We start from the raw sequence: 24,770 nt of genomic DNA, 5'->3' as shown, positions 1-24,770 counted from the left end.
TCCCCCCACTTCTTCCCAGTCCCCAATCAAATGGTTAATCGGTTTTTCTGACGTAACGGCGCTACTTTGGAGTTTGGCAAAAGAGGGGATTTCTGGCGTACATGGGCCGATGTTAACTACGATCGCAAATGAGCCAGAATGGTCAATTGAAAGATTATTTGATTGGGTAGAAGGGCGTTCCCTAAAACCCTTGCAAGGTGTAGGTTGGGGGGGAGGGAAAGTTAGCGGGGTTTTACTTCCAGCTAATTTAACAGTGGCGACTCATTTGTTAGGCACACCGCTGCAACCGGAATTAGACGGGGTAATTCTAGCTTTGGAAGATGTCACCGAATTTCCCTACCGCATTGACCGACAATTAACTCAATGGCGGATGAGTGGACTTTTCTCCAAAGTCAAAGCCATTGCGTTAGGCAGATTCAGCCGTTGCGAACCTGCACCTAATATTCCTAGTTTAGCGATCGAAGAAGTGTTGCGCGATCGTCTCTGTGACCTGGGCATCCCCATTGTTTCCGAACTACCCTTCGGTCACGACGGCCCCAATGCTACCTTACCTGTAGGAATTTTAGCTCAATTAGACGCAGATGCCGGACTTTTGAGTTTTGGGGACTAAGGATGACAGGCAAGACAGGCAAGATGCCTATCCTTCTGTTTCTGCCTTAATAACCTCAGTCATTTTCCCTTTTTGGCGTTTATCTTGAACAATGAAAACAGAACAGGGAGAATGGTGAACTACGTAATTACTGATGCTGCCCATAAAAAATTCGCTGAAGCCGGAAAGACCGCGACGACCCATCATAATTAAATCAGCATCCCAATTGTTAGCTAAGTCGCAAATTGTCCGACCTGGGCCACCATAGTTCAGAGTATATTCGGCAGGAACTCCGGCATCAGCGGCTTCTTGAACCCAATATTCTAATAAACTTAAGTATTTTTTGCGAAAAAGCTCTTTTTCTTTCAGGTAAGCTTCTACTTGCTCTACCATTGCGGCGTGATATTCTAAAGCAGAAATGTGTTGTGAAGCAATTTCTGTCAGACCCATTTCTTCGTCTGTAAGGACGTGCAGCAGCATTAAGGTAGCGTTATTTTGTTTTCCCATAGACACTGCTGAATTAAATACTTGTTGGCTAATTTCTGAATTATCCATTGCTACCAAAATTTTCTTATACATATAAATCTCCTTTTCTTATCGAAGGTACTTTTCTTAAACCAAAGCTTGCTGCCTTGATTTTCCAAGATTTAGCGATTTTTATTGGCTGAGATATCAACCGAGAAAAGCTTTAGCTTTTCTGCAATTTTGGCTATGAAAGCTGAGTTAACAAGTATGGAACTGGGAAATTTGCAAATTTTTATTTTATTGGGCGTAATTGCCCCTTACTTATAATTTTAATGGATGAGGTGTAGAGGAAAGCTGTGTAAATTTAGAAGAAACAAGAAGAAATGCGAATAAATGTGTTGATGAATGATAAGCTAACAAATGCACTTAAAAAACTAATATAGGACGAATTTAGATGGCTGGGTCAACCCAGGTTCCTTATCTGTTAAGGGCGGCGCGTGGCGAAGTGTTGGAACGTCCGCCTGTGTGGATGATGCGACAAGCTGGACGCTATATGAAAGCTTATCGCGATTTACGAGATAAGTATCCTTCGTTTCGCGATCGCTCAGAAAATGTAGATTTAGCAGTGGAAATTTCCCTGCAACCTTTCCGCGCTTTCCAACCCGATGGAGTGATTTTATTTTCGGATATTTTGACTCCCTTGCCCGGAATTGGCATACCTTTCGATATCATAGAAAGCCGAGGGCCAGTAATCGATCCCCCGGTTCGCAGCATAGAACAGGTGAAAAACCTCAAACCCTTAGAACCAGAAACTTCTTTACCGTTTATTCGGGAAATTTTACAAATTTTACGGAACGAAGTCGGTAATCAAGCGACGGTTTTGGGTTTTGTGGGTGCGCCTTGGACTTTGGCGGCTTATGCTATTGAAGGTAAGTCTTCCAAGGATTACGCAATTATCAAGAGTATGGCTTTTACAGAGCCCAGCTTGTTACACGAATTCTTGGGTAAACTGGCAGATGCGATCGCCATTTATGTAAGATATCAGATTGATAGCGGTGCCCAAGTGGTGCAAATGTTTGATTCTTGGGCAGGGCAATTAAGTCCCCAAGATTATGAAACTTTTGCGATGCCTTATCAACGGCGTGTGGTAGAACAAGTTAAAGCAACTCACCCAGATACGCCAATGATTCTTTATATTAATGGCAGTGCTGGAATTCTCGATCGCATGAGCAAATCTGGTGTAGATATCGTCAGTGTAGACTGGACGGTAGATATGGCAGAAGCAAGAAAGAGATTGGGCGAAAATATCGGAGTGCAGGGCAATATTGACCCTTGCGTTTTGTATGGTTCTCAGGACTTTATCCGCGATCGGATTTTAGATACAATTCGCAAAGCTGGTAAAAAAGGTCATATCCTTAATTTGGGTCACGGCGTTTTACCAAGTACTCCCGAAGAAAATGTCGCTTTCTTCTTTGAAACTGCCAAGCAAGCTGATAAATTGCTCACCGTTCATGCCTGAAATTCTGCATTAAAATTGGGGCATTGAATTTGAAGATAGAATTTCAGAGGTGATAGGTGATAGGTGATTCTCTAGCAGGAGAGGCAAACAACCCAGAAAAACAGGAAAGTCTAGAGTTGAATTCTCCTGAAATTCCTGTAACTGGATCTGATGAATCAAACGCAGCTGAAGTAATAACTTCAGAGGCAACTTTAGCGAGTTTAGCAATTGAGGAAATTCAGGAAACCGGAGAGTCACATTCTTCCGAAATTCCGGTGGTGAAATCTGAAATAATCGAAATTCAGGCAGCCCCAGATGTGACATCGGCTGCAACTTCCGCTATAAGGGAAATTCAGGAAACTGGAGAGTCAGATTCTCCCGAAATTCCGGTTGTGGAATCTGAAACAATCGAAATTCAGGAAGCCCCAGATGTGACATCTGCGGAAAGTTCGGCAACTGGGGAAATTCAAGAAACTGGAGAGTCAGATTCTCCTGAAATTCCGGTGGTGAAATCGGAGGCGATCGAAATTCAGGAAGCACCAGATGTGACATCTGCGGAAAGTTCGGCAACTGGGGAAATTCAAGAAACTGGAGAGTCACATTCTCCCGAAATTCCGGTTGTGGAATCGGAGGCGATCGAAATTCAGGAAGCCCCAGATGTGACATCTGCGGAAAGTTCGGCAACTGGGGAAATTCAAGAAACTGGAGAGTCAGATTCTCCTGAAATTCCGGTTGTGGAATTGGAAGCAAGCAAAATTCCGAAAAAACCGGGATTAACAGTTGCCCAAACAGCTAAAGTTGCTGAGGAAATTAACTCTTCTGTTGGATTACCTTTGCCTATCACTTCTGAAATTACACCAAAGAAAGATTGCTTACGAATTTTAATTACTGGTGCTAGCGGCTGCATTGGGCAATATATTGCAGAAACGCTAATTAAAGAAACAGAACACGAATTATTTCTGTTAGTTAGAGATCCCAGAAAACTAAAAATTGACTGTAATTCCCGTTCTGGAATCAATATTGTCCAAGGCGATATGAAATATATTTCTCGCTTGGCAAAACTGATAAAAACAATTGATTGTGCAATTTTAACAGCAGCAGCTTGGGGTGGTCAGCAAGAAGCGTTAGATGTTAATGTTTTTAAAACCCTACAATTGCTGAATTACCTCGATCCCAAGGTTTGTCAACAAGTAATTTATTTCTCGACTGCTAGCCTTTTGGATAGACACAATCACTTACTTAAAGAAGCGAGAGAATTAGGTACTGAATATATCCGTTCCAAGTACGAAGGGTTGACGAGAATATCAAAATTACCAATTGCCGATCGCATTACTACGCTATTTCCCACCCTGGTTTTAGGAGGAGATGAAAGACATCCTTATTCCCATGTTTCTTCGGGTTTACCAGGGTTGAAAAAATGGATTAATTACATCAGATTTTTCAAAGCTGACGGTAGTTTTCACTTCATTCATGCCGAAGATATTGCCCAAATAGTTTTTTACTTGTTGAAAAATCCCCCAAGTCGAGAACAAAAGAACTGGTATGTTTTAGGAAATCAACCGACAACTGTAAATCAGGCGGTAGAAGAAGCTTGTGAATATTTGCAAAAACCTATTTTCTTCCGGCTAAATCTATCTCCTTGGTTAGCTGATATTTTCATCTCTTTATTCCGCATTCAAATGGCAGCTTGGGATAGATTTTGTCTAGAATATCGCCATTTTACCTATACAAATCCCATTAATCCAGCTACCTTTGGTTTACCAGTTTATTGTTCCACAATCAAAGATGTGCTAAAAACTAGCGGCATTAGTCAACCCCCTCAAATTGTACCTAATCGAGGGAACCCCAACTCATCCCAAATTGTTGGCAACAGAGTTAAAGATTACAGACAAGCTTTTAAAGACCAAGAATTAGAATCAGGAAATGATAAATAAAACTCGTTCAGTAGGTAGATGTAAATAAAGTGAAAATAAAGGCGGACATGATGCCCACCCCATTCTTAGATAAATAGACCTCTGGCAAAAATAGACAATCTCTGTTTTCATCTGTGTGCATCTGTGGATATCTGTGGTAAAAAAACCCAGATTTCTGACTTTTGCCAAAAGTCTATTATAAAGGGGGTTTTTAACTATGGCTAACAGTCGGTTAGTAGTAACGCTAACGTTAATGCGTTGCTAGCTAACAGTCATTTCTTATACACAAAATCCAATAATAAGCTAAAATCATCTAGACCAAAAGGATGCAATAGCCCAAATTTATTTCTGGGTAGAATCCAAAATCTAAAATCTAAAATCGACTGACCTAGAGTGAGGAGGAATATTTCATGAAGGTTTTGTTAGTTTATCCCCTGTTTCCGAAAACATTTTGGTCTTATGAGAAGATTTTAGAATTGGTCGATCGCAAAGTCCTATTACCACCTTTAGGATTAGTGACAGTAGCGGCTATTTTACCGCAAGAGTGGGAATTTAAATTAGTCGATCGTAATATTAGGACTGTAACCGAAGCCGAATGGGAATGGGCAGATTTAGTAATAATATCAGCAATGATTGTCCAAAAAGAAGACTTTATTGCCCAAGTTCAAGCCGCAAAACAACGAGGTAAAAAAGTAGCCGTTGGTGGCCCTTATCCCACCACTTTACCAGAAGAAGCAGAAGCAGCAGGGGCCGATTATTTAATCTTAGACGAAGGGGAAATCACCCTCCCCATGTTTGTAGAAGCAATTAAAAATGGCGCAGAAAATGGAACCTTTCACGCCAATGGCGAAAAACCCGATGTCACTTCTACACCCATTCCCCGCTTTGAATTACTGGAATTAGATGCTTATGATTCCATGTCAGTTCAATTCTCACGAGGTTGTCCTTTTCAATGCGAATTCTGCGACATCATTGTATTATATGGTCGCAAACCCAGAACCAAAACACCACAACAACTTTTAGCAGAATTAGATTATCTTTACGAATTAGGTTGGCGACGTGGTGTGTTTATGGTTGATGATAACTTCATCGGCAATAAACGCAATGTGAAATTGTTACTTAAAGAATTGAAAGTTTGGCAAGCCGAACATGGTTATCCTTTCCGATTTAATACCGAAGCTTCCATAGATTTAGCGCAAGATGCAGAATTAATGGAATTAATGGTCGAATGTTATTTTGATGCTGTATTTTTGGGCATTGAAACACCAGACGAAGAAAGCCTTAGTTTAACCAAAAAATTCCAAAATACGCGCAATTCCTTAACTGAATCGGTGGAAAAAATTATCCAAGCTGGACTGCGCCCGATGGCAGGATTTATAATTGGTTTTGATGGGGAAAAAACTGGTGCAGGTAAACGAATTGTCCAGTTTGCTGAACAAACAGGAATTCCCACTGTTGTATTTGCCATGCTGCAAGCTTTACCGAATACAGCCCTTTGGCATCGTTTAGAAAAAGAGGAACGTTTACGCAACCAAGATGGCAATATTAATCAAACAACTTTGATGAATTTTGTCCCGACTCGCCCCTTAGAAGATATTGCTAGGGAGTATGTCGAGGCTTTTTGGGATTTGTACGAAGCAGAACGATTTTTAGATCGGAATTATCGCTGTTTCTTAATGCTAGGTGCCCCGAAAGTGAAAGCTAAATTTAAAATGCCCAGTTGGGTAGATTTACGGGCATTGTTAATTGTACTTTGGCGACAAGGTATCAAACGGAAAACTCGCGGGAAATTCTGGCATCACTTGTTTAGTATTATCAAACGCAATCCCGGAGTTTGGGAACATTACCTAACTGTTTGTGCCCACAACGAGCATTTTTTGGAATATCGGCAAATTGTGCGTGACGAAATCGAAAGACAGCTAAATGAATTTCTGGCAGAAGAGACAACATTATCATCGGCAACTGCCAGAAAAACAGCCTTAGCTAGTTAATAATTAGGGTGGGCAATGTCAAGTATGATTAGTACTGGTAGGCAATCCCTCCCTTAAAATTTTAGATTAGCTTGGTAGCTCGGAGAGCAAAAAACAAGCCAAGGGCTACTCCATAAGCGCCAAGCAAAATCACCGCGTAAGATACTACTGCCATTTGTGTTCCTCGTATTTGGGTCAGGATTTAGATAATGCAATCCGTTATTGATGTTAATTTACCGCAGAATCGTTATGAAATAGCGATCGCACCCGGAAGTTTAGACAATTTGGGCAATTGGATGAACGGAAAGGAAAGTAAACCACTGAATTTGGGCAAAAAAGTATTACTGGTTTCCAATCCGGTAATTTTTAAGCGTTATGGAGAAAGGGCGGTTAAATCTCTCATTAATGCTGGGTTTGAGGTGGTTTCCCTGAACCTCGCTGCTGGCGAACAATACAAAACCCTAAATTCGATCGTCAAAATCTACAATACTGCCTTAGAAAACCGCCTAGAACGTACTTCAACGATAGTCGCTTTGGGTGGCGGCGTAATTGGTGATATGGCGGGTTTTGCGGCTGCTACCTGGCTACGGGGAATCAACTTTATCCAAGTGCCTACCAGTTTGTTAGCGATGGTAGATGCGGCGATTGGCGGGAAAACTGGAGTAAATCATCCCAAAGGAAAAAATTTAATTGGGGCGTTTCATCAACCCAGATTAGTATTAATTGATCCGCAAGTTTTGAAAACTTTGCCGCCGAGAGAATTTCGGGCTGGGATGGCGGAAGTAATTAAATACGGAGTGATTTGGGATGCTGATTTGTTTACCAAATTAGAAGGATGTGAAAAATTAGATCAACTGCGTTATTTGAGCGAGGAAATGTTGCAAAACATCCTCACTCATTCTTGCCAAGCTAAGGCAATTGTTGTGGGAAAAGATGAAAAAGAATCTGGTTTAAGAGCTTTATTAAATTACGGTCATACTATTGGTCATGCGGTGGAAAGTTTGACTGGTTATAAAGTAGTAAATCACGGCGAAGCAGTGGCAATTGGCATGGTAGCCGCAGGTCAAATTGCCGTAGATTTACGGATGTGGAGTAAGGAAGCGACGGAACGACAAAATGAGTTAATTAAAAAAACAGGTTTACCGAATAAGTTACCTGAAGGTTTAGATGTTGAGGAAATAATTGATTCTTTGCAAACTGATAAAAAGGTGAAATCGGGTAAAGTTAGGTTTGTTTTACCGAGGCGAATTGGTGAAGCGACAGTCACAGATCAAGTTCCCCCAGATGTGTTGCGACAAGTGTTGTTGCAAATGCAGTAAATTATCGGTTCTTGTTCACTTTTGGCAATCTGGGTTGGGGTAAGGCAGAGGTAAGAAGGGAGAAGGTCAATTTTCCAACTATCTCTGTATTATACCAAATCCGGGTTATTTACCCCCTATATCTCCTCCCTCTTTTCTCTGCGTCCTCTGCGTCCTCTGCGGTTTATTATAAAAGAGGTTTTTCACCCGGATTTAGTATTAGATCCCTTTCTGTTAGTTTCAGTTTTACTTAATAAAAATAGACAAGCTGTTCTTACGGTAATTTTACATAATTGACCGTAAGGTAAATTCACTAAAATAATGACACCCTAATTATTTGAAGAGTTAGTGGTGGTTCTTTTGCGTTTATTTATGAAGAAATGACGATCGCATTTTGAAGAAATGATGAACTGTTTCATTATGTATACAAATCTCCTAAATTTAGACTTGGATTTCCTAAAATAAAAAAACATCAGTATAAATTCGGATTCAAAAAGAGAAGATATATGATTTTGCAAAAATTGTTTGTTGCTGGTGCTAGTGTTGCGATCGCATTTACCCCTATCTTAAATTCTGCTGCCTTGGCTGCCGGATTAAGTTACAGTAAAATGTACGTTTTTGGTGACAGCCTTTCCGATACTGGTAATGTTTATAACAGTTCTACTCAACAGTTTCCCCCACCACCATACTACAAGGGTCGATTTTCCAATGGCCTAAACTGGGTTGATTATTTAGCCCAAGATTTAGGATTAACACCTACCACATTTATTACGCAGCAAGGTACACAGCTACCTTTCTCAGAAATTCCCACCCAAAGTATTAATTTCGCCTTTGGTGGTGCGACGACAGGGATAGATAACACAGTCAGTCAGACTGCACCTGGTTTGCAACAAGAAGTAGGCGCTTATCTCGGTAGTTTGCAAGCAACAAATCAGACTGCCGATCCAAATGCGCTTTATATTCTTTGGGCAGGTGCAAATGATTACTTACCTACTGATTCTACATGGTTTACACCATTTAAAACTCCTAATCAAACCATCAACAATATATCTTTTGCGCTTGATTCATTGTTGAAAGCTGGTGCAAAACAGATTGCAGTTGCTAATCTACCCAATTTAGGAGAATTACCTAAAACTCTTGGCACACCAGGGGAAACAGATTTGAAGAATTTAGCCCAAGCGCATAACTTGGCACTTGGGCAGACAATTAATAGTTTATCTCAGAGTTATAATGCGAAAATAGTTTCGTTAGATTTCGCTTCTTTGTTTGCAGATGTAATTAACAACCCTGGTAATTACAACTTAACTAATGTTACCCAAGGATGTCTATTAGTCCAATGCCAAAACCCAAACCAGTTTTTATTTTGGGATGACATTCATCCAACTACTAAAGGACATCAATTACTAGCGGATAAAGCTTATTCTACACTCAGCACTAGCGTACCGGAACCTGGGGAAGAGTTAGGACTTTTACTATTAGGACTATTAGGTGCAGCTTCTATTTATAAGCGGAAAAAATTTTCAGGTTCTTTGGCGTTAGCTGATAAAATGGAGACAGTTTCTAGTAAGTCTAATTAAGTTCATATAGCAGTTGCTAAGGCGGTTAGGACATTTCTCTGATACTTGTTCCCTTTAAATAAATATTATGTCCTAACTGAGATGTTGCACCAAGAGGCAGAGCCTCTGTTTTTCGTTCCCAGGTTGAACCTGGGAACGAGATGATTGTAGAGACGTTGCGTGCAACGTCTCTACAGGGTTTCGGATAAAGGATATTATGGTTGATTAACCGGAGATGATATTACTATTGGGGTAGATAAATTGTAACGCTAGCCTTATTTATAAACTATTTAAATCCAGATAGTATAAATTCAATTCTTCTTCATTAGAGAAAACGAAAACTCGATCGCGTCCTTGTTGTTTTGCTTGATAAAGTGTTCTATCAGCCATTGTCAAAAGTGTTGTTGGAGAACTGGAAAGGCTAGGAATAATACTGGCAACCCCTAAACTAAAAGTAACGATATTGCTGACTTTAGAAGTATCGTGAACAATTGCCAATTCTTTAATTTTTGCTTGAATTTCTTCAGCTATATGAATCGCTCCTGATAAAGGTGTATTGGGTAAAATAATAGCAAATTCTTCTCCGCCATATCTGGCAACTAAATCACCGGGACGTTTGGTTATTTGCTGAAGGGTTTTAGCAATTTGTTGTAGACATTTATCGCCTGCTGGATGTCCATAAGTGTCGTTATAAAATTTAAAGTAATCTACATCGCAAAAAATCAATGAAAGAGCAGCTTTTTCTCGTCTAAGTCTCAGCCATTCTTGTTGTAAATGTTCGTCGAATCTCCGGCGATTTGCTATTTGAGTTAAACTATCTATGTTGGCAAGATTTTTTAATTCTTGGTTGGCAATTTGCAATTGGTGATAAAATTCTGCTTGTTGAATAGCGATCGCTACTTGTGTAGATAATTCCTTGAGTAAATCTATTTCTAATTGTTGCCATTTTCTCGGATTCGCACAGTGATAAGCAACTAACAATCCCCACAATTCTTGACCTTTTAAAATTGGCACTACTAAGCTAGCTTTGACTTGGAACTGTGCCAATAAATCAATATGGCATTCGTTTAAACCTGCTGTATAAATATCTGCTATTGCCTGAATTCGACCATTTCTATAAGGTTCGCCGTTGGTTTGTACGAAGTAAGTATCTTGGATGTTTGTTCCTAGTGCTGGTTTCCATCCTGGGGCTACGGATTCGACCACAATAGTACCACTCCAATCAGGCTCAAAACGATAAATAAATACTCTGTCAGTATCAAGAAAATGGCGGACTTCAGCGACAGTGGTATTCAGAATTTTTGTTGAGTCAAGGGATTGACGAATATTTTGAGCGATCGCTGTAATCATGCGTTCCCGCTCAGTTTGCTGTTTTAAAGCCGTTTCCGCCTCCCTCAGTGCTATCTCCACCTGCTTACGTTCGTCTATCTCCGCTTGCAGTAATTGATATGCACGTCGGAATTTGACTGCATGACAGTGATTGAACCAGGCAATTAAAATACTACTCAGGAAAAATATAACGAAAGTTATTAGTACTATTTGGTTCAGGCAGGACATAATTTGTAGCTGGTTCAGGAATTTTTTGTTTTAGTAAAAGCAATCTTTAAGGTAATAACTGTCACGTTAATCTCTCTATTAAACTATATTTTTGCAGAAAATTATATCAGTAAAATCCTACTTTATCTAAATTTCAAATAAACTATTCTAGCTATTTAAAGTTCATTAACCTTTGTAATAATACTTTATGTGTACTTACAGTAATTTACCAAAAATTACTGAGAAAAATCCCCAGCTTAATTTATTTGCACTTACTTAGTGACGGCGTGAATTTCGGGCAATAATTTGGGAATACTGAGAGCAGAAGTACGAAAATTATCAACTAGTTACCATGAATCAATTATTGCCACAGTGTCAAAACCTACAAGAACAAGTTGAACAAATATTACAATTGTTGCATCAAGAAGCATCTTTGCGATCGCAGGACATCACCTCTATACAAGCTTCTCTGAGAAAAGCAATATCTCCCAAGTTTGAAATTGTGTTTGCGGGTGCGTTTAGTGCAGGGAAATCCATGCTAATCAACGCCTTGCTGGAAAGGGAGTTGCTTTACAGTGCAGAAGGGCACGCTACGGGAACAGAATGTTATATCGAATATGCAGAAACAGAGGATCAAGAACGAGTTGTTTTAACGTTTTTAAGTGAGGCGGAAATTCGCGAACAAGCGTTAGCTTTATGTAAAAAATTAAGTTTAGCAGCACCGCAAAACATCAACCAACCAGAAGTAATTGATTTGCTTTGTCAAGGATGTGAAGCAATAGTTCAACAAGAAGGTGGCGAGAGTAAATCAGAACGGGCGAAACAGGCGAAGGCGCTGTTATTTTTATTAGAAGGATATGTGGCAAATCGGGAACATATACATACTTTGCATAATGCTACTTATTCAATGGAACAGTTTAATTTTTCTAACTTAAAAGAAGCTGCGAGTTATGCGCGACGTGGGAGTAATAGTGCGGTTTTAAAACGCATTGAATATCACTGTTATCATCCGTTATTACAAGATGGTAATGTGTTAATTGATATGCCAGGAATTGATGCACCAGTCAAGAGAGATGCAGAATTAACTTATCGGAAAATTGAAGATCCAGAAACTTCGGCGGTTGTCTGTGTTTTGAAACCTGCATCGGCGGGTGATATGACAACAGAAGAAACGGAATTGTTAGAAAAGATGCGGGCAAATCCAGGGATTCGCGATCGCGTTTTCTATATCTTCAATCGTATCGATGAAACTTGGTACAATAGCCAATTACGGCAACGCTTAGAAGATTTAATTCATGCTCAATTTCGGGAGACACCAAAGGTTTATAAAACTAGCGGGTTGTTGGGATTTTATGGGAGTCAAGTTAAGGGGACTAGTGGACGCGATCGCTATGGTTTAGATACCGTCTTTGTCGAAAGTGTCAAAGGTTTAAATGGACAAGAAGAAACCCCACAATTTGTCTATGCTTTTAATAACTATTGTGGTACTTCCCGCAAGTTACCGAGTCATTTTCGGGTTTCGATTAATGGCTATGAGTCACCCAATGAAAATTATGTGCGTATCCTTTCCGAATGGGGAACACCATTAATTAATCAGCTAATTCAAGATAGCGGAATTGATGAATTCCGGGAAGCTATTACTCGTTACTTAACTTTAGAAAAACGTCCTCAACTCTTTGTTAGTTTGGCTGATGACTTGCAACCTTTGTGTATTAGTCTGCGGAAACACTATTTATCGCTATACCGAGAATTGGACAGTCAACCTCGCGAAATTGAAGCGATGAAAGCACAGGAATTGAGCAGATTAAATCAGCAATTGCAACAAATTGGACAGGAATTTCGGCAACATATAGCAGAAGAAGTTAATCAAGTGGTAACGAACACTTGTCAAGATTTTGAAGCTGATTTTAACAAGTTGCAATCTCGCATGATTCGTCGTTTAGACGAGTTGTTAGATAGTTTTTCGGTGAGATCGGCTTATCAACGAGCAACTTTAAGTCATCCGCGCAATGCTACTGCGCCTTTGTTAGCAGTTTTGGTGGAAGCACTTTACTCTTTATCTAATCAATTAGAAGATATTTTAGTTGAGTCTTCCCAGGAAGTAATTGCTAGTTTCTTCCAACGTTTAATTGAGCGCATTCGTAAGTCTGATTATTATCGCAGTTTGTACCGACTTTTAGGGAATGATGGTGGAATTGAGCAACAGTTAAAAGTGTTGGAAAAACAGGTAACTCAAGCATTGATCAGTGAAGCTAAGGTGGAGTGCGATCGCTACGTGCGAGAAAGTCCTCGTTTTTACGATGAAGGTACTTTTTCAATTTATCAATTCCGCCAAACTTTACAGCAAACTTCCCAAGGTTACGACTGCGAAAGCATGGTAGAAGCAGAACCAGCAATTCGCCAACTTTTAAAGTTAGATTTTGAGCCCAAAGTTTCCACCACAATTAAGCGCAATTTCCGCCAAACTATCAACCAAACAATTAACACCCAATTGTTACCAATGGCGGTTCACCAAGCAGATGAAATCCTGCAACAATACAATCAAGCGCGTGCATATTTAGAGAAAGCTTTGGCAAAAGAAGCCGAAGAAAAAATTGCCCGAAACGATCGATTTTTGCAAGAGGTTAAACAAAAGATGGAGGAATATAATCAAGCAATTTCTGGAATTAATGCTTGTTTAGACGCAATGCAATTGTATGAAAAAGTTCTTCCAGAAATCCGCAAAACAGATTTTATTCCCGTTGTTGTTAACGAAGAGGTTGCAGCGATTTCGGATTAATCAAAGTAGGGTGCGTTACACTGCGTTAACGCACCGAAACTTTCAAATAGTGAGCTTTTTTTACAAAACTTAAGCTGAGAATCTCCATGTCTGAAGAATTTGAAATCCTTGAACCTAACGAAGTTGTGACAATCCTTGAGGAAGATGACGACTATCTGGTTGTATTGTCACATAATACTTTTCGAGCAGCTGAATTTGCCGTAAGAGCGAGCAAGCCTTTTAGCGAAGGTATTGTCAGAAATAGATCAAGATACCCTTCTGATCTTCCAAATAAATGGTTCAACACAGGTATTGATTGTGAAATATTAAAGCCTGGTGCTAAACACTGGCAAAAAGGAAAAGTTAGAATCCGAGTTAGCTTAGAATTTTGTCCTGATGAACCAGAAATAGAAGAAACTGTAAGCAATCAATTAGAAGTTGATCCACCAGAATCGCCTCTTGACGATCTAAGACGGATGATGAATGGAAACAGTAAATAGAACAAAGAAATTACAAATTCAGGAGTTTAACATGAAATTTGATTTTGATATGCAAAACTTTGGGGAGCATGATGTTATATCATTTGATGATGAAATGACTAAGTTTGGTAAATTCAAGGAATCATTAAAATCAGCATTTGTAGGAATATTAGGAAATAAGTTAGTGGAATCATTAGAGTGTCAGAAAATAAAAGGAACTAAAATATACGATGGTTCTAGGAGTGATTTTACTAACTGGAAGTGGTTTACAGAAGGAAAAGATTGTGAAATTTTAAAAATCGGTGCTAAAGGTTGGCAAAAGGGGAAAATTCGGGTCAGAGTTACTTTAGAATTTGAACCTGAACAACCAGAAATAATCGAACCAGAATCGCCGCTTGACGATTTAAGACGCATGATGAATGAGAATAGTTAGTAAAATTCAGTTTGTTGTAAGTGCTTTAGCACTGAAGCACTGAAGTGCTTACAACGGACGTTTATTTGATGGTTGGTAAGATGAGTAAAACACCTAGAATTCCGATTCCTCCAGAAGTTAGAAAATATGTTTTTCAACGGGATAAGTATCAATGTCAAAGTTGTGGCAAAACTAATGTTGAAACTGAACTAAACATCGATCATATTATTCCCCTGGCTACTGGTGGAACTAACGATATTAGCAATTTACAAACTTTGTGTCGTAATTGCAATCAGCGCAAAAGCCATCATTTCGATCCTCGGTTTCGCCGTCATTTCAGCAATTAAAATTTTAATTGAATGGATTAGCGATCGCTAACTCAAAATTTACCTAAATAACTAAGGTGAAAGGGTAATTCATCAACAACCTTTCACCTTATAATTGTTAATTATCCGATCGTCACTTGATTAGTCTCTACAGCAGTTGCTCCATTTACTTGACGAGCTACACTAACCATTTTGTTGAGAATTTGCTGGTTAGGAACTTTCCCTTTCAGAACAACGGTTCCTCCAGTTTGCGCCACGTAAAGAGTATCGATATCATCTAATTGTGGGTCTTGATCAAAAGCTAAAGCTACTCGCTTGGCTAAACCACTTTGATCGTATTCTCCATTTAAACCAACGCGCTCAGGAGGAATGCTTTCAGTAGCAGTCGAGCTTGCTACATTTGGTGCTTCTGCTGGGGTTCCTTGTACAGCTTCTTGGGGATTGTTGGGTTTTTCTAATCCAAAAAGTCTTTTTAACCAACCCATAATTAAACTCCTAGTAAATAACGAAAGTTTTAGTTGATTTATCCTGGTTTTTCCAGCTTAAAAACTAAAAGCGATCGCAGCATCTTTCTACTGGAATATCAACATTTATATCTTTAGAGGTAGTAATTAAAATTATTTAAAACACATTCTGCATAGACTTGAACTGAAAGTTAAAGGTAGAGGTTTGCTAATTTCATAACCTTGTGCATAATTAACTCCCAGTGCTCTCACTCTCTCCAGAATCGCGTCATTTTCCACAAATTCTGCTATTGTTTGCAGTCCCATCATTTGTCCTATACGATTAATGGCTTCTACCATTGCGCCTGCTACATGATCTTCGACAATATCCTTGACAAATCCTCCGTCTATTTTTAAGTAGTCTACTGGGAGATTTTTCAGATAGGCAAAAGAAGACATTCCACTACCAAAATCGTCTAAGGCAAAACGACAACCAAGTTGCTTTAATGAATGGATAAATTGGGTGGCTTTACTCAGATTGATAATCGCTACTGTTTCAGTAATTTCAAAACAGATCATTTCTGGAGGAATTTTATGTAAGATCAGCTGTTCGTGCAGAAAGTCAATAAACTGTTCGTCATTGATACTAGCTCCTGAAAGATTGATTGCATAAGAGTTGTTGTAATTACTATTTGTTGAATGGCATTGATGTGAATTATGGCGATTAAAAATACTTTGATTAGCAAAGAGTGTACTAATCACCCAGCGATCGATTGTTGGCATTAAATTGTATCTTTCTGCTGCGGGAATAAAAGCCATTGGTGATAGCAGTTGACCGTTTTCATCAATCAGACGCAAGAGAACTTCGTAATGTTGGGATTTATTGCTAAAGGAATTAATGGGTACAATACTCTGACAGTAGAGGCGAAAACGATTTTCTTCAAATGCTTTATGAATGCGCGATACCCACTGCATTTGCCCATGTTCTTTTAGCAATTCGCTATCATTTGCTTGGTAGATTTGAATGCGATCGCGTCCTCTATTTTTTGCTGTATAACAAGCAGCATCAGCAGCACTCATTAGATTAGCTACGCTTCGATCGCTATCATCAATAGTAATTAAGCCAATACTAATACCAACACTAAAACTTTTGTCCTCCCAAATAAAACGGAACTTTTGAATATTTTCATGTAATGCTTTAGCGACAAGTACCCCTTGATTTAAAGGACATTGACGCAATAACAAACCAAATTCATCTCCGCCTAAACGCGCCAAAGTGTCAGAAACACTTATTCTAGATTGTAGTAATGTAGTAATTTGACGCAGTAATTCATCGCCAGCAGCATGACCACAAGTATCATTAACTATTTTGAATTGATCGAGGTCTAAATAACACAAAGTATGTTGTTGATTTTCTAACTGTGCAGTTAATAAAGCCTCTTCCAACTGTCGCTCAAATTCATAGCGATTAATTAGCCCAGTTAAAGTATCATGACTAGCTTGCCAAGATAAAAGATGTGTCAGTTTACGTTCTGAAGTAATGTCATGAAATACCAAAACTGCACCAATAATTTCTCCATTTGAGGTGCGAATCGGTGCTGCTGAATTAGCAATGACAAACTCGTTTCCATCACGAGCAATGAGAATGGTATGTTTGGCTGAATCCTCTGTATAACCAGATTTTAAAACTGTTTCTACCGAATTTTTTCCTGGCTCACGAGAGCTTTCATTAATAATTTTAAATACTTCAATTAATGGCTTTTTTCGTGCTTCATCAAGCGACCAACCTGTGAGTTTTTCTGCAACTGGATTAAGAAACTCTATATTGCCTAAAGCATCAGTTGTAATTACTGCATCTCCTATGGAATGTAAGGTAACTTGCGCTTTCTCTTTTTCTTCTAAAAGTGATTGTTGGCTTGATTCCAAAGCCAACATTGTTAATTGATGAATTTGCATTTGTGCTAATAGTAATTGCTGCATATCTAGTAATTTATAAGGTTGCCGATCTTCTTGCTTAGTTTTTACTACTATTGGCTCGTAAAGATATTGTTTTGGGCGCTTTAAAGCTTTTTTAGCTGCTGTGACAATCGAACTTTCCTGCAAAATAATTAAAGCTTGACTCTGAGCATACTTATAGAAAATATGTATTGGTTTTTTGAAAAATAAATCTACACTGTAAGGACGGCTCATACACTCAAAAAAGTGCGATCGAGAAATAACTCCTATAAATTCATTGTCATTAATAATAAGTACACCTGGTAACAATGGATTATCTTCTAAAATCTTGGCTACTTTATATGCTGAGCATTCAGGACTAATCGATATCTGATAAAGCGTTAAATCTTGCAATGTAGAACCAAAATTTAGCTGTTTTCCGCTTAATTCAGGTAGAAATACTAAGTGAGACTTTAAAGGTAAAATGTTGGGTAAGTGCATAATTTCCTGACAATAGCTAACTATACATTAAGAAAAAAAGAAATTAAGTTTTTTTGTAAAATCAAATACAAATTATTCATGTTTATGGTCTTATGTAGATTGTTTCTATGAATATATATTATTGCCATATAATTTAGCATACTTTTTGACGGGTACTAAAGGTAACAGCCAAAGTTACCTTTTTTCAATAAAAAACTTAGTTTTTTATTAATTGTAAACTTTGCGTAAAAAAAAATTATAAGTTTAAATTAGTATTTTTAATTGTGACAAAACCGCAAGTTAATCTAGCCTTAATTTCCACTTATATTTGTATTGTAAGTCACAAAAAACAAAAAATATAATAGAAAATAATTAAATAATTAAATAGTTAAATCGATCGCCTTAAATTAAGCTATCAAGATTGATTTACCTAATGGCAGTAGTTAACCAATTAACTAATCAAAAAAATGATGGAGGGAACAGTTAATTTTTTTTGTCTATTATTTCCTGTTCCCTGACAATATTGCCGTATCGGATTAGGCAACAACACCAACTGAGCGCAAAATGAACCAGAGAATTGAGTTAACAATACTCAATGCGATCGCGCCGATAATTGCACTACCGATTCCCCAACGTAAGCGAAATCCCTCAACTAACCAAGCAGCTAGACCAAAGACAATAATGCTGCCAATTAGAGGAATCAACCCTAAGCTAAAAATAGCATTGGCGGCTCTAAACCAATTGGGAAATAATCCCCAGACTCCGCTGAATGCGCCAATAATTGCTCCGGCAATTAAAGCAATCCAAGGGTTGTCTACCTCAACGCCCGTAGGTAGCTTTGAGATAATTAATAAGCTAACCGCAAGGACTACCACCGAAATCAAAAATCCAATCATTAAACACTCCTTTTTATCAACAATCGAAATCAATCATGTAAACACGATCGACAATTTTGGTAACACCTATATCTATACCTTAATTGTCAACGTTTCTTCCAACTTTCTCAGCATCGACATTTCTTCATTACTGATCCCCACACCGAGGAAACCTCTTTCCCTAACTGCTTCTGCAACTCGGCGGGCGATCGACAGTATCCAGCTTTTAAATTCTGATGCTTGCATCGGTGTCACTTTAGCTGCTAAAATCTTTGCCACTTCTTCAAAATAAGCCAAAGCTTGCTGACGACCTTGAGAAGCACTATTCAAATTCTGAAGGTAAGATAGCAATTCGTTCTGTTTTTGCGAAACTAATGCTTCACCTGCCAAAGATCTCTTAGCGTCAGCTTGATTTAAAGAAGCAACCAATGATTTCACTAAATCATTTGTAATATCTTCCCGTTGCTGTTCTGCAATCATAATCTCCAGTCCCGCCCGAAGTTCTTTCAGAAACGAAACTGGATCGGTTTTATCAGCTAAAATCAACGCCGCAATTGCTTGCCAAGGTGCTTGCATCAGCATTGACCACTCACTTTCAGTAAAATACTGTTGTGTCATTTTTGACTACCTCAAACTGAAGTTGAACTATTGGAGACAACTAAACAAAACTTAAATTTATGTTGTTCAGAGCAAAAACTATCACTTATTCTACAGCCAACGGAGTCTAATAACTTGCAATAGTTTAACTACCTAGTTGAGAATAGGCAGAAAATACCAGAAAAAAATAAAAAAAAGGTAAAAAATGAATGGTGATAATTAGTATGATAAATTTACTTGGTTTGAAAAATGTTTTGTACCATTTTTTTATCAGTACTAGCAGCAGCTTTATCCAGTTCTGCAACTTCATTAGTATCAAGTTGCCAACCTAAAGCCCCAAGATTATCTTTTGCTTGTTCCACAGATTTTGCCCCTGGAATGGGAATAGTCCCTTTACAAATACACCAATTAAGTGCTATTTGTGACATCGTTTTATTTCGATTTTCAGCAATCTCTCTTAAACAACCTAAAAGAGGTTTAATTCCTGGTAATATTTGCCGAAAAGCTAACCTGCGAATTCCTTTAGGTAAAGTCGTTTTCTCGGAATATTTTCCAGTCAATAAACCCAAAGCCAAAGGACTATAAGCAATTAATTTAATTCCCAATTCATCACAAACATCTTTCAAGCCTAATTCAGTTACAGGATAAGTAGATAATAATGAGTATTGCACCTGCAAAGTAGCGATCGGAACACCCCGTTCAGCAAATCGCTGGTGTACTTTTTTCAGTCGTTTGGGGCCATAATTAGATAAGCCAACTCCTTTAACTAAACCCTGTTCATAAAGGTCGGCTAAACCATCCAAAAGCGCCCATTCTTGCCAAGGTAAATAATTAGCTGTAGACCAGTGCATTTGCACCAAATCTATATTTTTTCCCAAACGTTTTGCCGAAGCTTTACCAGCATTAACCATTGATTGACGAGTTAATCTCCAAGGATAAGCAGCTAACTTAGTAGCGATGCAAATATTTTCTTGATTGATGCCAGAATATGCTTGAGAAAACTTTCCTAAAAGCGACTCGCTGCGACCATTTAACTTACCAGTTCCGTAAGAATCTCCCGTATCAAATAAAGTCACGCCATTACTAACACAAAGGTTAAAAACTTCTTGTAATTGATTATCCATGCTAGGATCGTATCCCCAAAGTAGGCGGTTTCCCCAAGCCCAAGTTCCACAGCCCATAATCGGAAGACTCAGTTTTTGATTTGGCATATTGACTCGCTATTGTACTTATTCAAAATTTAATTACGACGTATCGCTACTATATTAGAAAAAGTTGCCCAACTAAACTGATAAAATTACAAAGAGGTAATAGCTGTGGTTACTGAAGCTAATCTGGAAAAGGCGATCGCACAACATCAACAACAAGAAGAAGCAACTTTTCAATGGACAAAGCAGTGGTATCCAGTTGCAGTGGTAGAATTTCTCGACCCCACCCGCCCCCATGCCATGCAATTATTGGGCAAAGATGTCGTTTTGTGGCGCGATGGTGCTGGGAAATGGCGTTGCTTTGCAGATGCTTGTCCCCATCGACTCGCGCCACTTTCCGAAGGTCGTGTTGAGTCTGATGGTACGCTGTTATGTGCATACCACGCTTGGCGCTTTGATGCACAGGGAAACTGTGTCAGCATTCCCCAATCTAAAGACAAGGAAACTGAAGCGAAACATTGCACAAATCCTAAATCTTGTGCGATCGCCTATCCCACCCAAGAACTTCAAGGTTTATTATGGGTATGGGCAGAATCAGGTTCGCAAGCAGAATTAGAAAGTAAAGAGAAAACTCCGCGAATCATTCTCGAACTGGAAGAGAATAGCGATCGGGCAAAACAGCTATTTTGGAATATCCGTGACCTCCCCTACGGTTGGGATTTCTTCATAGAAAATGTTTCCGATCCCGCCCATGTTCCAGTTTCCCATCACGGCATAGTAGGAAATCGCTACAAAGATGCTAAATATTATGACATGATTCGTGTCCGGGAAATGTCCACTCAGGAAGGTTTCGCTTATGAAATAACACCAACTGCACCGAACGTTGCCCAAGCAATTCATGATTTTCAACCGCCATGTCACATGAAAATTGTTACCACTAACACTGATGGTGGACAATTAATTTTAGCGTTATATGCTACTCCTACTCGTCCTGGATGGTGTCGTCATATTGGCTGTCAAGTATTAGTAAAAAATCAGGAGGGAAAAGTATCGAAAGGTTTAGGATTCTTTGGTTTACCGATGCCAATTTGGTTAGGTCATGTGTTAGCTTCCCTATTTTTGCATCAAGATATGGTGTTTCTCCATTATCAGGAAAAGCTATTAGCAAAACAGCAAAAAGAGCGATGGTTAGATGCTGTTTTTACACCAAATCCCCAAGATAAAATGGTAATTGCCTTTCGTCAATGGTGGGAAAAAAGGGCTGGTGGCGCTATTCCTTGGGCGACGGGATGCAATGCCGAACTCCCACCCGCCGAACAAGATAAACAGAAGTTATTTGATGTTTGGACAACCCACACTCAAAATTGTCGAGTTTGTCAAGATGCTTTAAAGAATATTAATCGTCTGAAACTGTTGGCTTATATCTTAGCAGCAATCTCTTTGTTTTTAGCTGTAATTATTGATGCCAGAAGTTTGGCAATTTCCGGGCAAACAGCAACATCATTTTTAAATTTCGTACCTCCTTTAGGATTTTGGTTAGCCCTGGGAAGTGGAATTGTTTTGGCAATAAGTGGCTATTTTATGAGAAAATTGAGTCGGCTTTTCTATGTTTATGAGTTTGAACACGCTCATAATGATTAATTTGTTTAATATCGATTACTTAAATGTTGGCGACAGATGCTTGGGATGGGCGGGTTTTGATTTCTATATTATCTATGGGTATTCCAATCTTCTGGCTAAACCCGCCCCTACTCATTTGTATTAATCATTTATGTAAACAATACAATTTGTTTAACTTCTCAACTCTTTTCCTGAAATATCTGTGAATTACTATCAAAAACATCCCAACGCTTTTTCACTGAATTACCTCAACGACTTGCGAGGAGAAATTCTCGCTTGTCCCTATTTTGCTGTCAACAACCTTAACCGCGATTTTGTTGGCACTAAAGGATTTTCAGTAGTGTTTCATCGTTCAGAAATTGCCGAAGTTGAACGAAAGTTTCCCTTTTTTAAACCTTATTTAGACCGAGCGTTAGAGCCTGTTTGTAATGCTTTTTACCTGAATCCTTTGTTACTTCAGGAAGGTTCGCGTGTCGATCCGCATATCGATCGCTCTTTAAGATCCTACTGCAAAACCATTGAACCACCAATGTTTGTCAGCGTGCTTTACGTGCAAGTACCAGAAAATTTGCAAGGAGGAGAGTTATTACTACGAAATCATAAACAACAAGTCGGACAAATTAAACCCCAAGTTAACACATTAGTCTATTTTCAAGGAGATTTAACTCATTCTGTAAATGCGGTAAAAACTTCGGGAACTCGTTTAAGTTTGGTTTGCGAACAATATAGTTTGAGTGAAAAAGAATTGCGAGATATTCCTGAGTTTACAGTAGAATCAAGAGCGATGAAAGTGAAAAAGAAGTAATTTGGGAAGTGTGAATAATTCAGATAATTACCGCAATTAAGCAAGTTTCGGTCAACCCTGTGAAGGAGAGATTATAAGCAGCACTTTTATAATCTCTCCTTTTTTTAGTAGGATTTTCAGGTTTTGACTGTACAATAATGTTTTTAGTTGCTATAATTGATTCTATCGTCCTAACCCTGAAAAAAATTAAGGGTTTTATAAAGTTTAGGTAAATAATTTATATTTTCTATGAAGCCAAAAACAATTATTAAAACCATCCTTTGGCAATATCAAAAGAGAAGATTGGGTGAACTAGGTAAGAATTCAGATGTTAGTTTACTGGCAGACATAAGAGGTAACAGAAAGCAAATTTTTATAGGTGAAAATAGTATTATTTGTAAGTATTCGGCTCTGGAGGTAGATACAACCGATCGCGAAGAGTCGAAAATAGCGATCGGCGATCGGACTCTGATTAGCTCTTTTGTGATTCTCCGAACTTATGGGGGTTCGATAATTATTGGAAATGGTTGCTTTGTCAATTCTTTTTCGGCTCTTTATGGTCACGGAAATTTGATAATTGGTAACAATTGTCTAATTGGGCCACAGGTAACAATCATTCCGGTAAACTATGGTTTTAAAGACCGAAATATCCCCTTACGAGAACAAACGCCAACCAAGAAGGGAATTACGATCGGAGATGATGTCTGGATTGGTGCAGGTGTGACAATTGTTGATGGTTGTGTTATCGGTAATGGGTGCGTAATTGGTGCAGGTGCAGTTGTCACCAAAAGTATTGAACCCTATTCCATTGTTGCCGGAGTTCCCGCAAAGACGATCGCGATCAGAGAGTAAAAAGGTTCCCCTGAAAGTCAGGCAATAAGTCCTGAACAAATTTCTTTTGAATCACATTTACGTAGCGTGGGTTCTCCCGTACTTAAAGTGATAAATTTTGCTTATCTGTTTGTCTTTTAGCTTGAACAATAGGGAGCTCAACACTCTGAGGTTGATAAGTTAGTTTTTGTACCTCTGTCAAAGCTAAAGTCCTTATACTACAAGCTTTACGAACCATTTATTATCACTTCAAGTACGGGAGAGCCGTTCGCGCACTCTTGTTTACCCCTGAAACTTAAGATTGACAAATCCGATATATCGCGATAGATTTGTTTTAGAGGTAAACGATATATCGTTATCTCATAACTACCAGGAGTAAAGTATGTTCAAACAATTTCATTCTCGTTCTTTCGTGCCAGCATGGGCAGGAGAAGGGTTTACCAATCAATGTTTTATGAGTGGGCGGCATGGACACAGAAGTTTTGCTGGTGACGGATGGGGAGATAAGCCGCGCACCCGTCGCGGTGACATCAAATATATTCTGCTTGGGCTTCTTATGAACCGTCCCCAGCATGGTTATGAATTGATCAAAGAGCTAGAAGCCCGTCACGGTGGCTTTCGTCGCCCTAGTCCAGGCTCGGTTTATCCAACGCTTCAGATGCTCGAAGAAGGCGGTTATTTGACCAGTGAAGAAGTCGAGGGCAAGCGGGTTTATACGATTACCGAGAGTGGCAGACAATTCTTGAGCGATCGCAAGGAGCATTCTCAATCCAGAAACGTTCATGACAGTTTCACCGAAAGCAAACCTTCTGAACTGATCGAGTTGCGGCGTAGTTTAACGGACTTGAACGATGCTGTCGCCCAAGTTGCTCGCAGTGGCAATTTAGAGCAAACTAATCGGGTACGCGATTTGCTTGTTCAAGTAAAACGTGAAATTTACAAACTGCTTTCAGAGCAGTAATTAGGAGGTTGTAATGTCAACAGTTGATGAAGAAATATCAACATCAGTAACTTCGACAGTTTGTTCAGCATCTTGATGGTGATGGGTAGATTGGTGTTCGATCGCAAACTTTCCAGCAAGCTTACCTAAATTACCACCGATCGCCTTACCCATACCACCAGCAAACCCAGAGCTTGATTAAATAGCCAAATTCCTACTCATTCCTCATCAAACTTATCTATCATAGAGAAGTTTTTATCGACGGGCAGGATATCTATCCAGTCAGACACCACTTGGGTAAACTGCTACGCATTTAA

At 39.0% G+C, this 24,770-nt stretch carries 23 protein-coding genes; 14 read left to right on the top strand and 9 right to left on the bottom strand.

Going from position 1 to position 24,770, the window contains the following annotated elements:
- A partial coding sequence (locus IQ264_RS22335; protein WP_193983010.1) for a S66 peptidase family protein occupies positions 1–610 on the top strand: 610 nt, incomplete at its 5' end.
- Positions 611–637: 27 nt separating this feature from the next.
- Here the strand turns inward: IQ264_RS22335 and IQ264_RS22330 are convergent.
- A complete protein-coding gene (locus IQ264_RS22330) occupies positions 638–1,168 on the bottom strand; it encodes a universal stress protein (protein ID WP_193983009.1) in 531 nt (176 codons plus the stop codon).
- A 340-nt stretch (positions 1,169–1,508) separates the two neighbouring features.
- Here IQ264_RS22330 and hemE point away from each other — a divergent pair, with 340 nt between their 5' ends.
- From hemE to IQ264_RS22315, 3 genes are all read left to right on the top strand, one after another.
- Positions 1,509–2,573, top strand: a complete 1,065-nt coding sequence (gene hemE, locus IQ264_RS22325; RefSeq protein ID WP_193983008.1) for a uroporphyrinogen decarboxylase — start codon at positions 1,509–1,511, stop codon at positions 2,571–2,573.
- Between the two features lie 56 nt (positions 2,574–2,629).
- On the top strand, positions 2,630–4,486 hold the full coding sequence (locus tag IQ264_RS33735; RefSeq protein ID WP_322744788.1) for an NAD-dependent epimerase/dehydratase family protein: 1,857 nt from the start codon (positions 2,630–2,632) through the stop codon (positions 4,484–4,486).
- A gap of 389 nt (positions 4,487–4,875) precedes the next feature.
- A complete protein-coding gene (locus IQ264_RS22315) occupies positions 4,876–6,456 on the top strand; it encodes a B12-binding domain-containing radical SAM protein (protein WP_193983007.1) in 1,581 nt (526 codons plus the stop codon).
- Positions 6,457–6,517: 61 nt separating this feature from the next.
- On the opposite strand, the gene IQ264_RS22310 is transcribed toward IQ264_RS22315, so the two are convergent.
- Positions 6,518–6,610 carry a cytochrome b6-f complex subunit PetL gene (locus IQ264_RS22310; RefSeq protein WP_073593173.1) on the bottom strand — a complete coding sequence of 31 codons (93 nt, stop codon included), beginning with the start codon at positions 6,608–6,610 and terminating at the stop codon, positions 6,518–6,520.
- A gap of 34 nt (positions 6,611–6,644) precedes the next feature.
- Here IQ264_RS22310 and aroB point away from each other — a divergent pair, with 34 nt between their 5' ends.
- Positions 6,645–7,754 carry a 3-dehydroquinate synthase gene (gene aroB, locus IQ264_RS22305; RefSeq protein WP_193983006.1) on the top strand — a complete coding sequence of 370 codons (1,110 nt, stop codon included), beginning with the start codon at positions 6,645–6,647 and terminating at the stop codon, positions 7,752–7,754.
- Between the two features lie 485 nt (positions 7,755–8,239).
- Positions 8,240–9,310, top strand: coding sequence for an SGNH/GDSL hydrolase family protein (locus IQ264_RS22300; protein WP_228061731.1), 1,071 nt, complete (start codon positions 8,240–8,242; stop codon positions 9,308–9,310).
- Positions 9,311–9,568: 258 nt separating this feature from the next.
- Here IQ264_RS22300 and IQ264_RS22295 read toward each other — a convergent pair whose 3' ends face one another.
- Positions 9,569–10,846 (bottom strand): diguanylate cyclase domain-containing protein, encoded by a 1,278-nt coding sequence (locus IQ264_RS22295; RefSeq protein WP_193983005.1) that lies wholly within the window; start codon positions 10,844–10,846, stop codon positions 9,569–9,571.
- A 331-nt stretch (positions 10,847–11,177) separates the two neighbouring features.
- Here IQ264_RS22295 and IQ264_RS22290 point away from each other — a divergent pair, with 331 nt between their 5' ends.
- The 4 genes from IQ264_RS22290 (at position 11,178) to IQ264_RS22275 (ending at position 14,821) form a co-directional block, all read left to right on the top strand.
- Positions 11,178–13,604 (top strand): dynamin-like GTPase family protein, encoded by a 2,427-nt coding sequence (locus IQ264_RS22290; protein ID WP_193983004.1) that lies wholly within the window; start codon positions 11,178–11,180, stop codon positions 13,602–13,604.
- An 86-nt stretch (positions 13,605–13,690) separates the two neighbouring features.
- Positions 13,691–14,083, top strand: a complete 393-nt coding sequence (locus tag IQ264_RS22285; RefSeq protein WP_193983003.1) for a KGK domain-containing protein — start codon at positions 13,691–13,693, stop codon at positions 14,081–14,083.
- Positions 14,067–14,495 carry a KGK domain-containing protein gene (locus IQ264_RS22280; RefSeq protein WP_193983002.1) on the top strand — a complete coding sequence of 143 codons (429 nt, stop codon included), beginning with the start codon at positions 14,067–14,069 and terminating at the stop codon, positions 14,493–14,495. Before IQ264_RS22285 ends, IQ264_RS22280 begins: the two co-directional genes overlap by 17 nt.
- 80 nt (positions 14,496–14,575) lie before the next feature.
- Positions 14,576–14,821, top strand: a complete 246-nt coding sequence (locus IQ264_RS22275; RefSeq protein WP_193983001.1) for an HNH endonuclease — start codon at positions 14,576–14,578, stop codon at positions 14,819–14,821.
- A gap of 101 nt (positions 14,822–14,922) precedes the next feature.
- On the opposite strand, the gene IQ264_RS22270 is transcribed toward IQ264_RS22275, so the two are convergent.
- From IQ264_RS22270 to IQ264_RS22250, 5 genes are all read right to left on the bottom strand, one after another.
- Positions 14,923–15,285 (bottom strand): BON domain-containing protein, encoded by a 363-nt coding sequence (locus IQ264_RS22270; RefSeq protein WP_193983000.1) that lies wholly within the window; start codon positions 15,283–15,285, stop codon positions 14,923–14,925.
- 132 nt (positions 15,286–15,417) lie between these two features.
- Positions 15,418–17,679, bottom strand: a complete 2,262-nt coding sequence (locus IQ264_RS22265) for an EAL domain-containing protein (protein ID WP_228061730.1) — start codon at positions 17,677–17,679, stop codon at positions 15,418–15,420.
- A gap of 515 nt (positions 17,680–18,194) precedes the next feature.
- On the bottom strand, positions 18,195–18,554 hold the full coding sequence (locus IQ264_RS22260; RefSeq protein ID WP_193982999.1) for a phage holin family protein: 360 nt from the start codon (positions 18,552–18,554) through the stop codon (positions 18,195–18,197).
- Positions 18,555–18,626: 72 nt separating this feature from the next.
- The gene (locus IQ264_RS22255) at positions 18,627–19,151 is read right to left on the bottom strand and encodes a hypothetical protein (protein WP_193982998.1); all 525 of its coding nucleotides are present in this window, start codon (positions 19,149–19,151) and stop codon (positions 18,627–18,629) included.
- A gap of 212 nt (positions 19,152–19,363) precedes the next feature.
- Positions 19,364–20,341, bottom strand: a complete 978-nt coding sequence (locus IQ264_RS22250; protein ID WP_193982997.1) for an aldo/keto reductase — start codon at positions 20,339–20,341, stop codon at positions 19,364–19,366.
- A gap of 105 nt (positions 20,342–20,446) precedes the next feature.
- Between IQ264_RS22250 and IQ264_RS22245 the strand changes: the two genes are divergently transcribed.
- From IQ264_RS22245 to IQ264_RS22230, 4 genes are all read left to right on the top strand, one after another.
- Positions 20,447–21,919 (top strand): Rieske 2Fe-2S domain-containing protein, encoded by a 1,473-nt coding sequence (locus IQ264_RS22245; protein ID WP_193982996.1) that lies wholly within the window; start codon positions 20,447–20,449, stop codon positions 21,917–21,919.
- Positions 21,920–22,100: 181 nt separating this feature from the next.
- Positions 22,101–22,703 carry a 2OG-Fe(II) oxygenase gene (locus tag IQ264_RS22240; protein WP_193982995.1) on the top strand — a complete coding sequence of 201 codons (603 nt, stop codon included), beginning with the start codon at positions 22,101–22,103 and terminating at the stop codon, positions 22,701–22,703.
- A gap of 228 nt (positions 22,704–22,931) precedes the next feature.
- Positions 22,932–23,534 carry an acyltransferase gene (locus IQ264_RS22235; RefSeq protein WP_193982994.1) on the top strand — a complete coding sequence of 201 codons (603 nt, stop codon included), beginning with the start codon at positions 22,932–22,934 and terminating at the stop codon, positions 23,532–23,534.
- 361 nt (positions 23,535–23,895) lie between these two features.
- Entirely contained in the window at positions 23,896–24,474 is a 579-nt protein-coding gene (locus IQ264_RS22230) for a PadR family transcriptional regulator (protein WP_193982993.1), read from the top strand.
- Here the strand turns inward: IQ264_RS22230 and IQ264_RS22225 are convergent, their stop codons facing one another.
- Positions 24,475–24,627 carry a hypothetical protein gene (locus IQ264_RS22225; protein ID WP_193982992.1) on the bottom strand — a complete coding sequence of 51 codons (153 nt, stop codon included), beginning with the start codon at positions 24,625–24,627 and terminating at the stop codon, positions 24,475–24,477. It abuts the gene before it with no gap.
- Positions 24,628–24,770: the final 143 nt, after the last annotated feature.

Origin of the sequence: [Phormidium] sp. LEGE 05292, from assembly GCF_015207735.1 — a bacterium.
GTDB lineage: Bacteria > Cyanobacteriota > Cyanobacteriia > Cyanobacteriales > Aerosakkonemataceae > Floridanema.
Note: the sequence above shows the minus strand (reverse complement) of the source record. Positions and strands in the feature narration are given on the sequence as shown.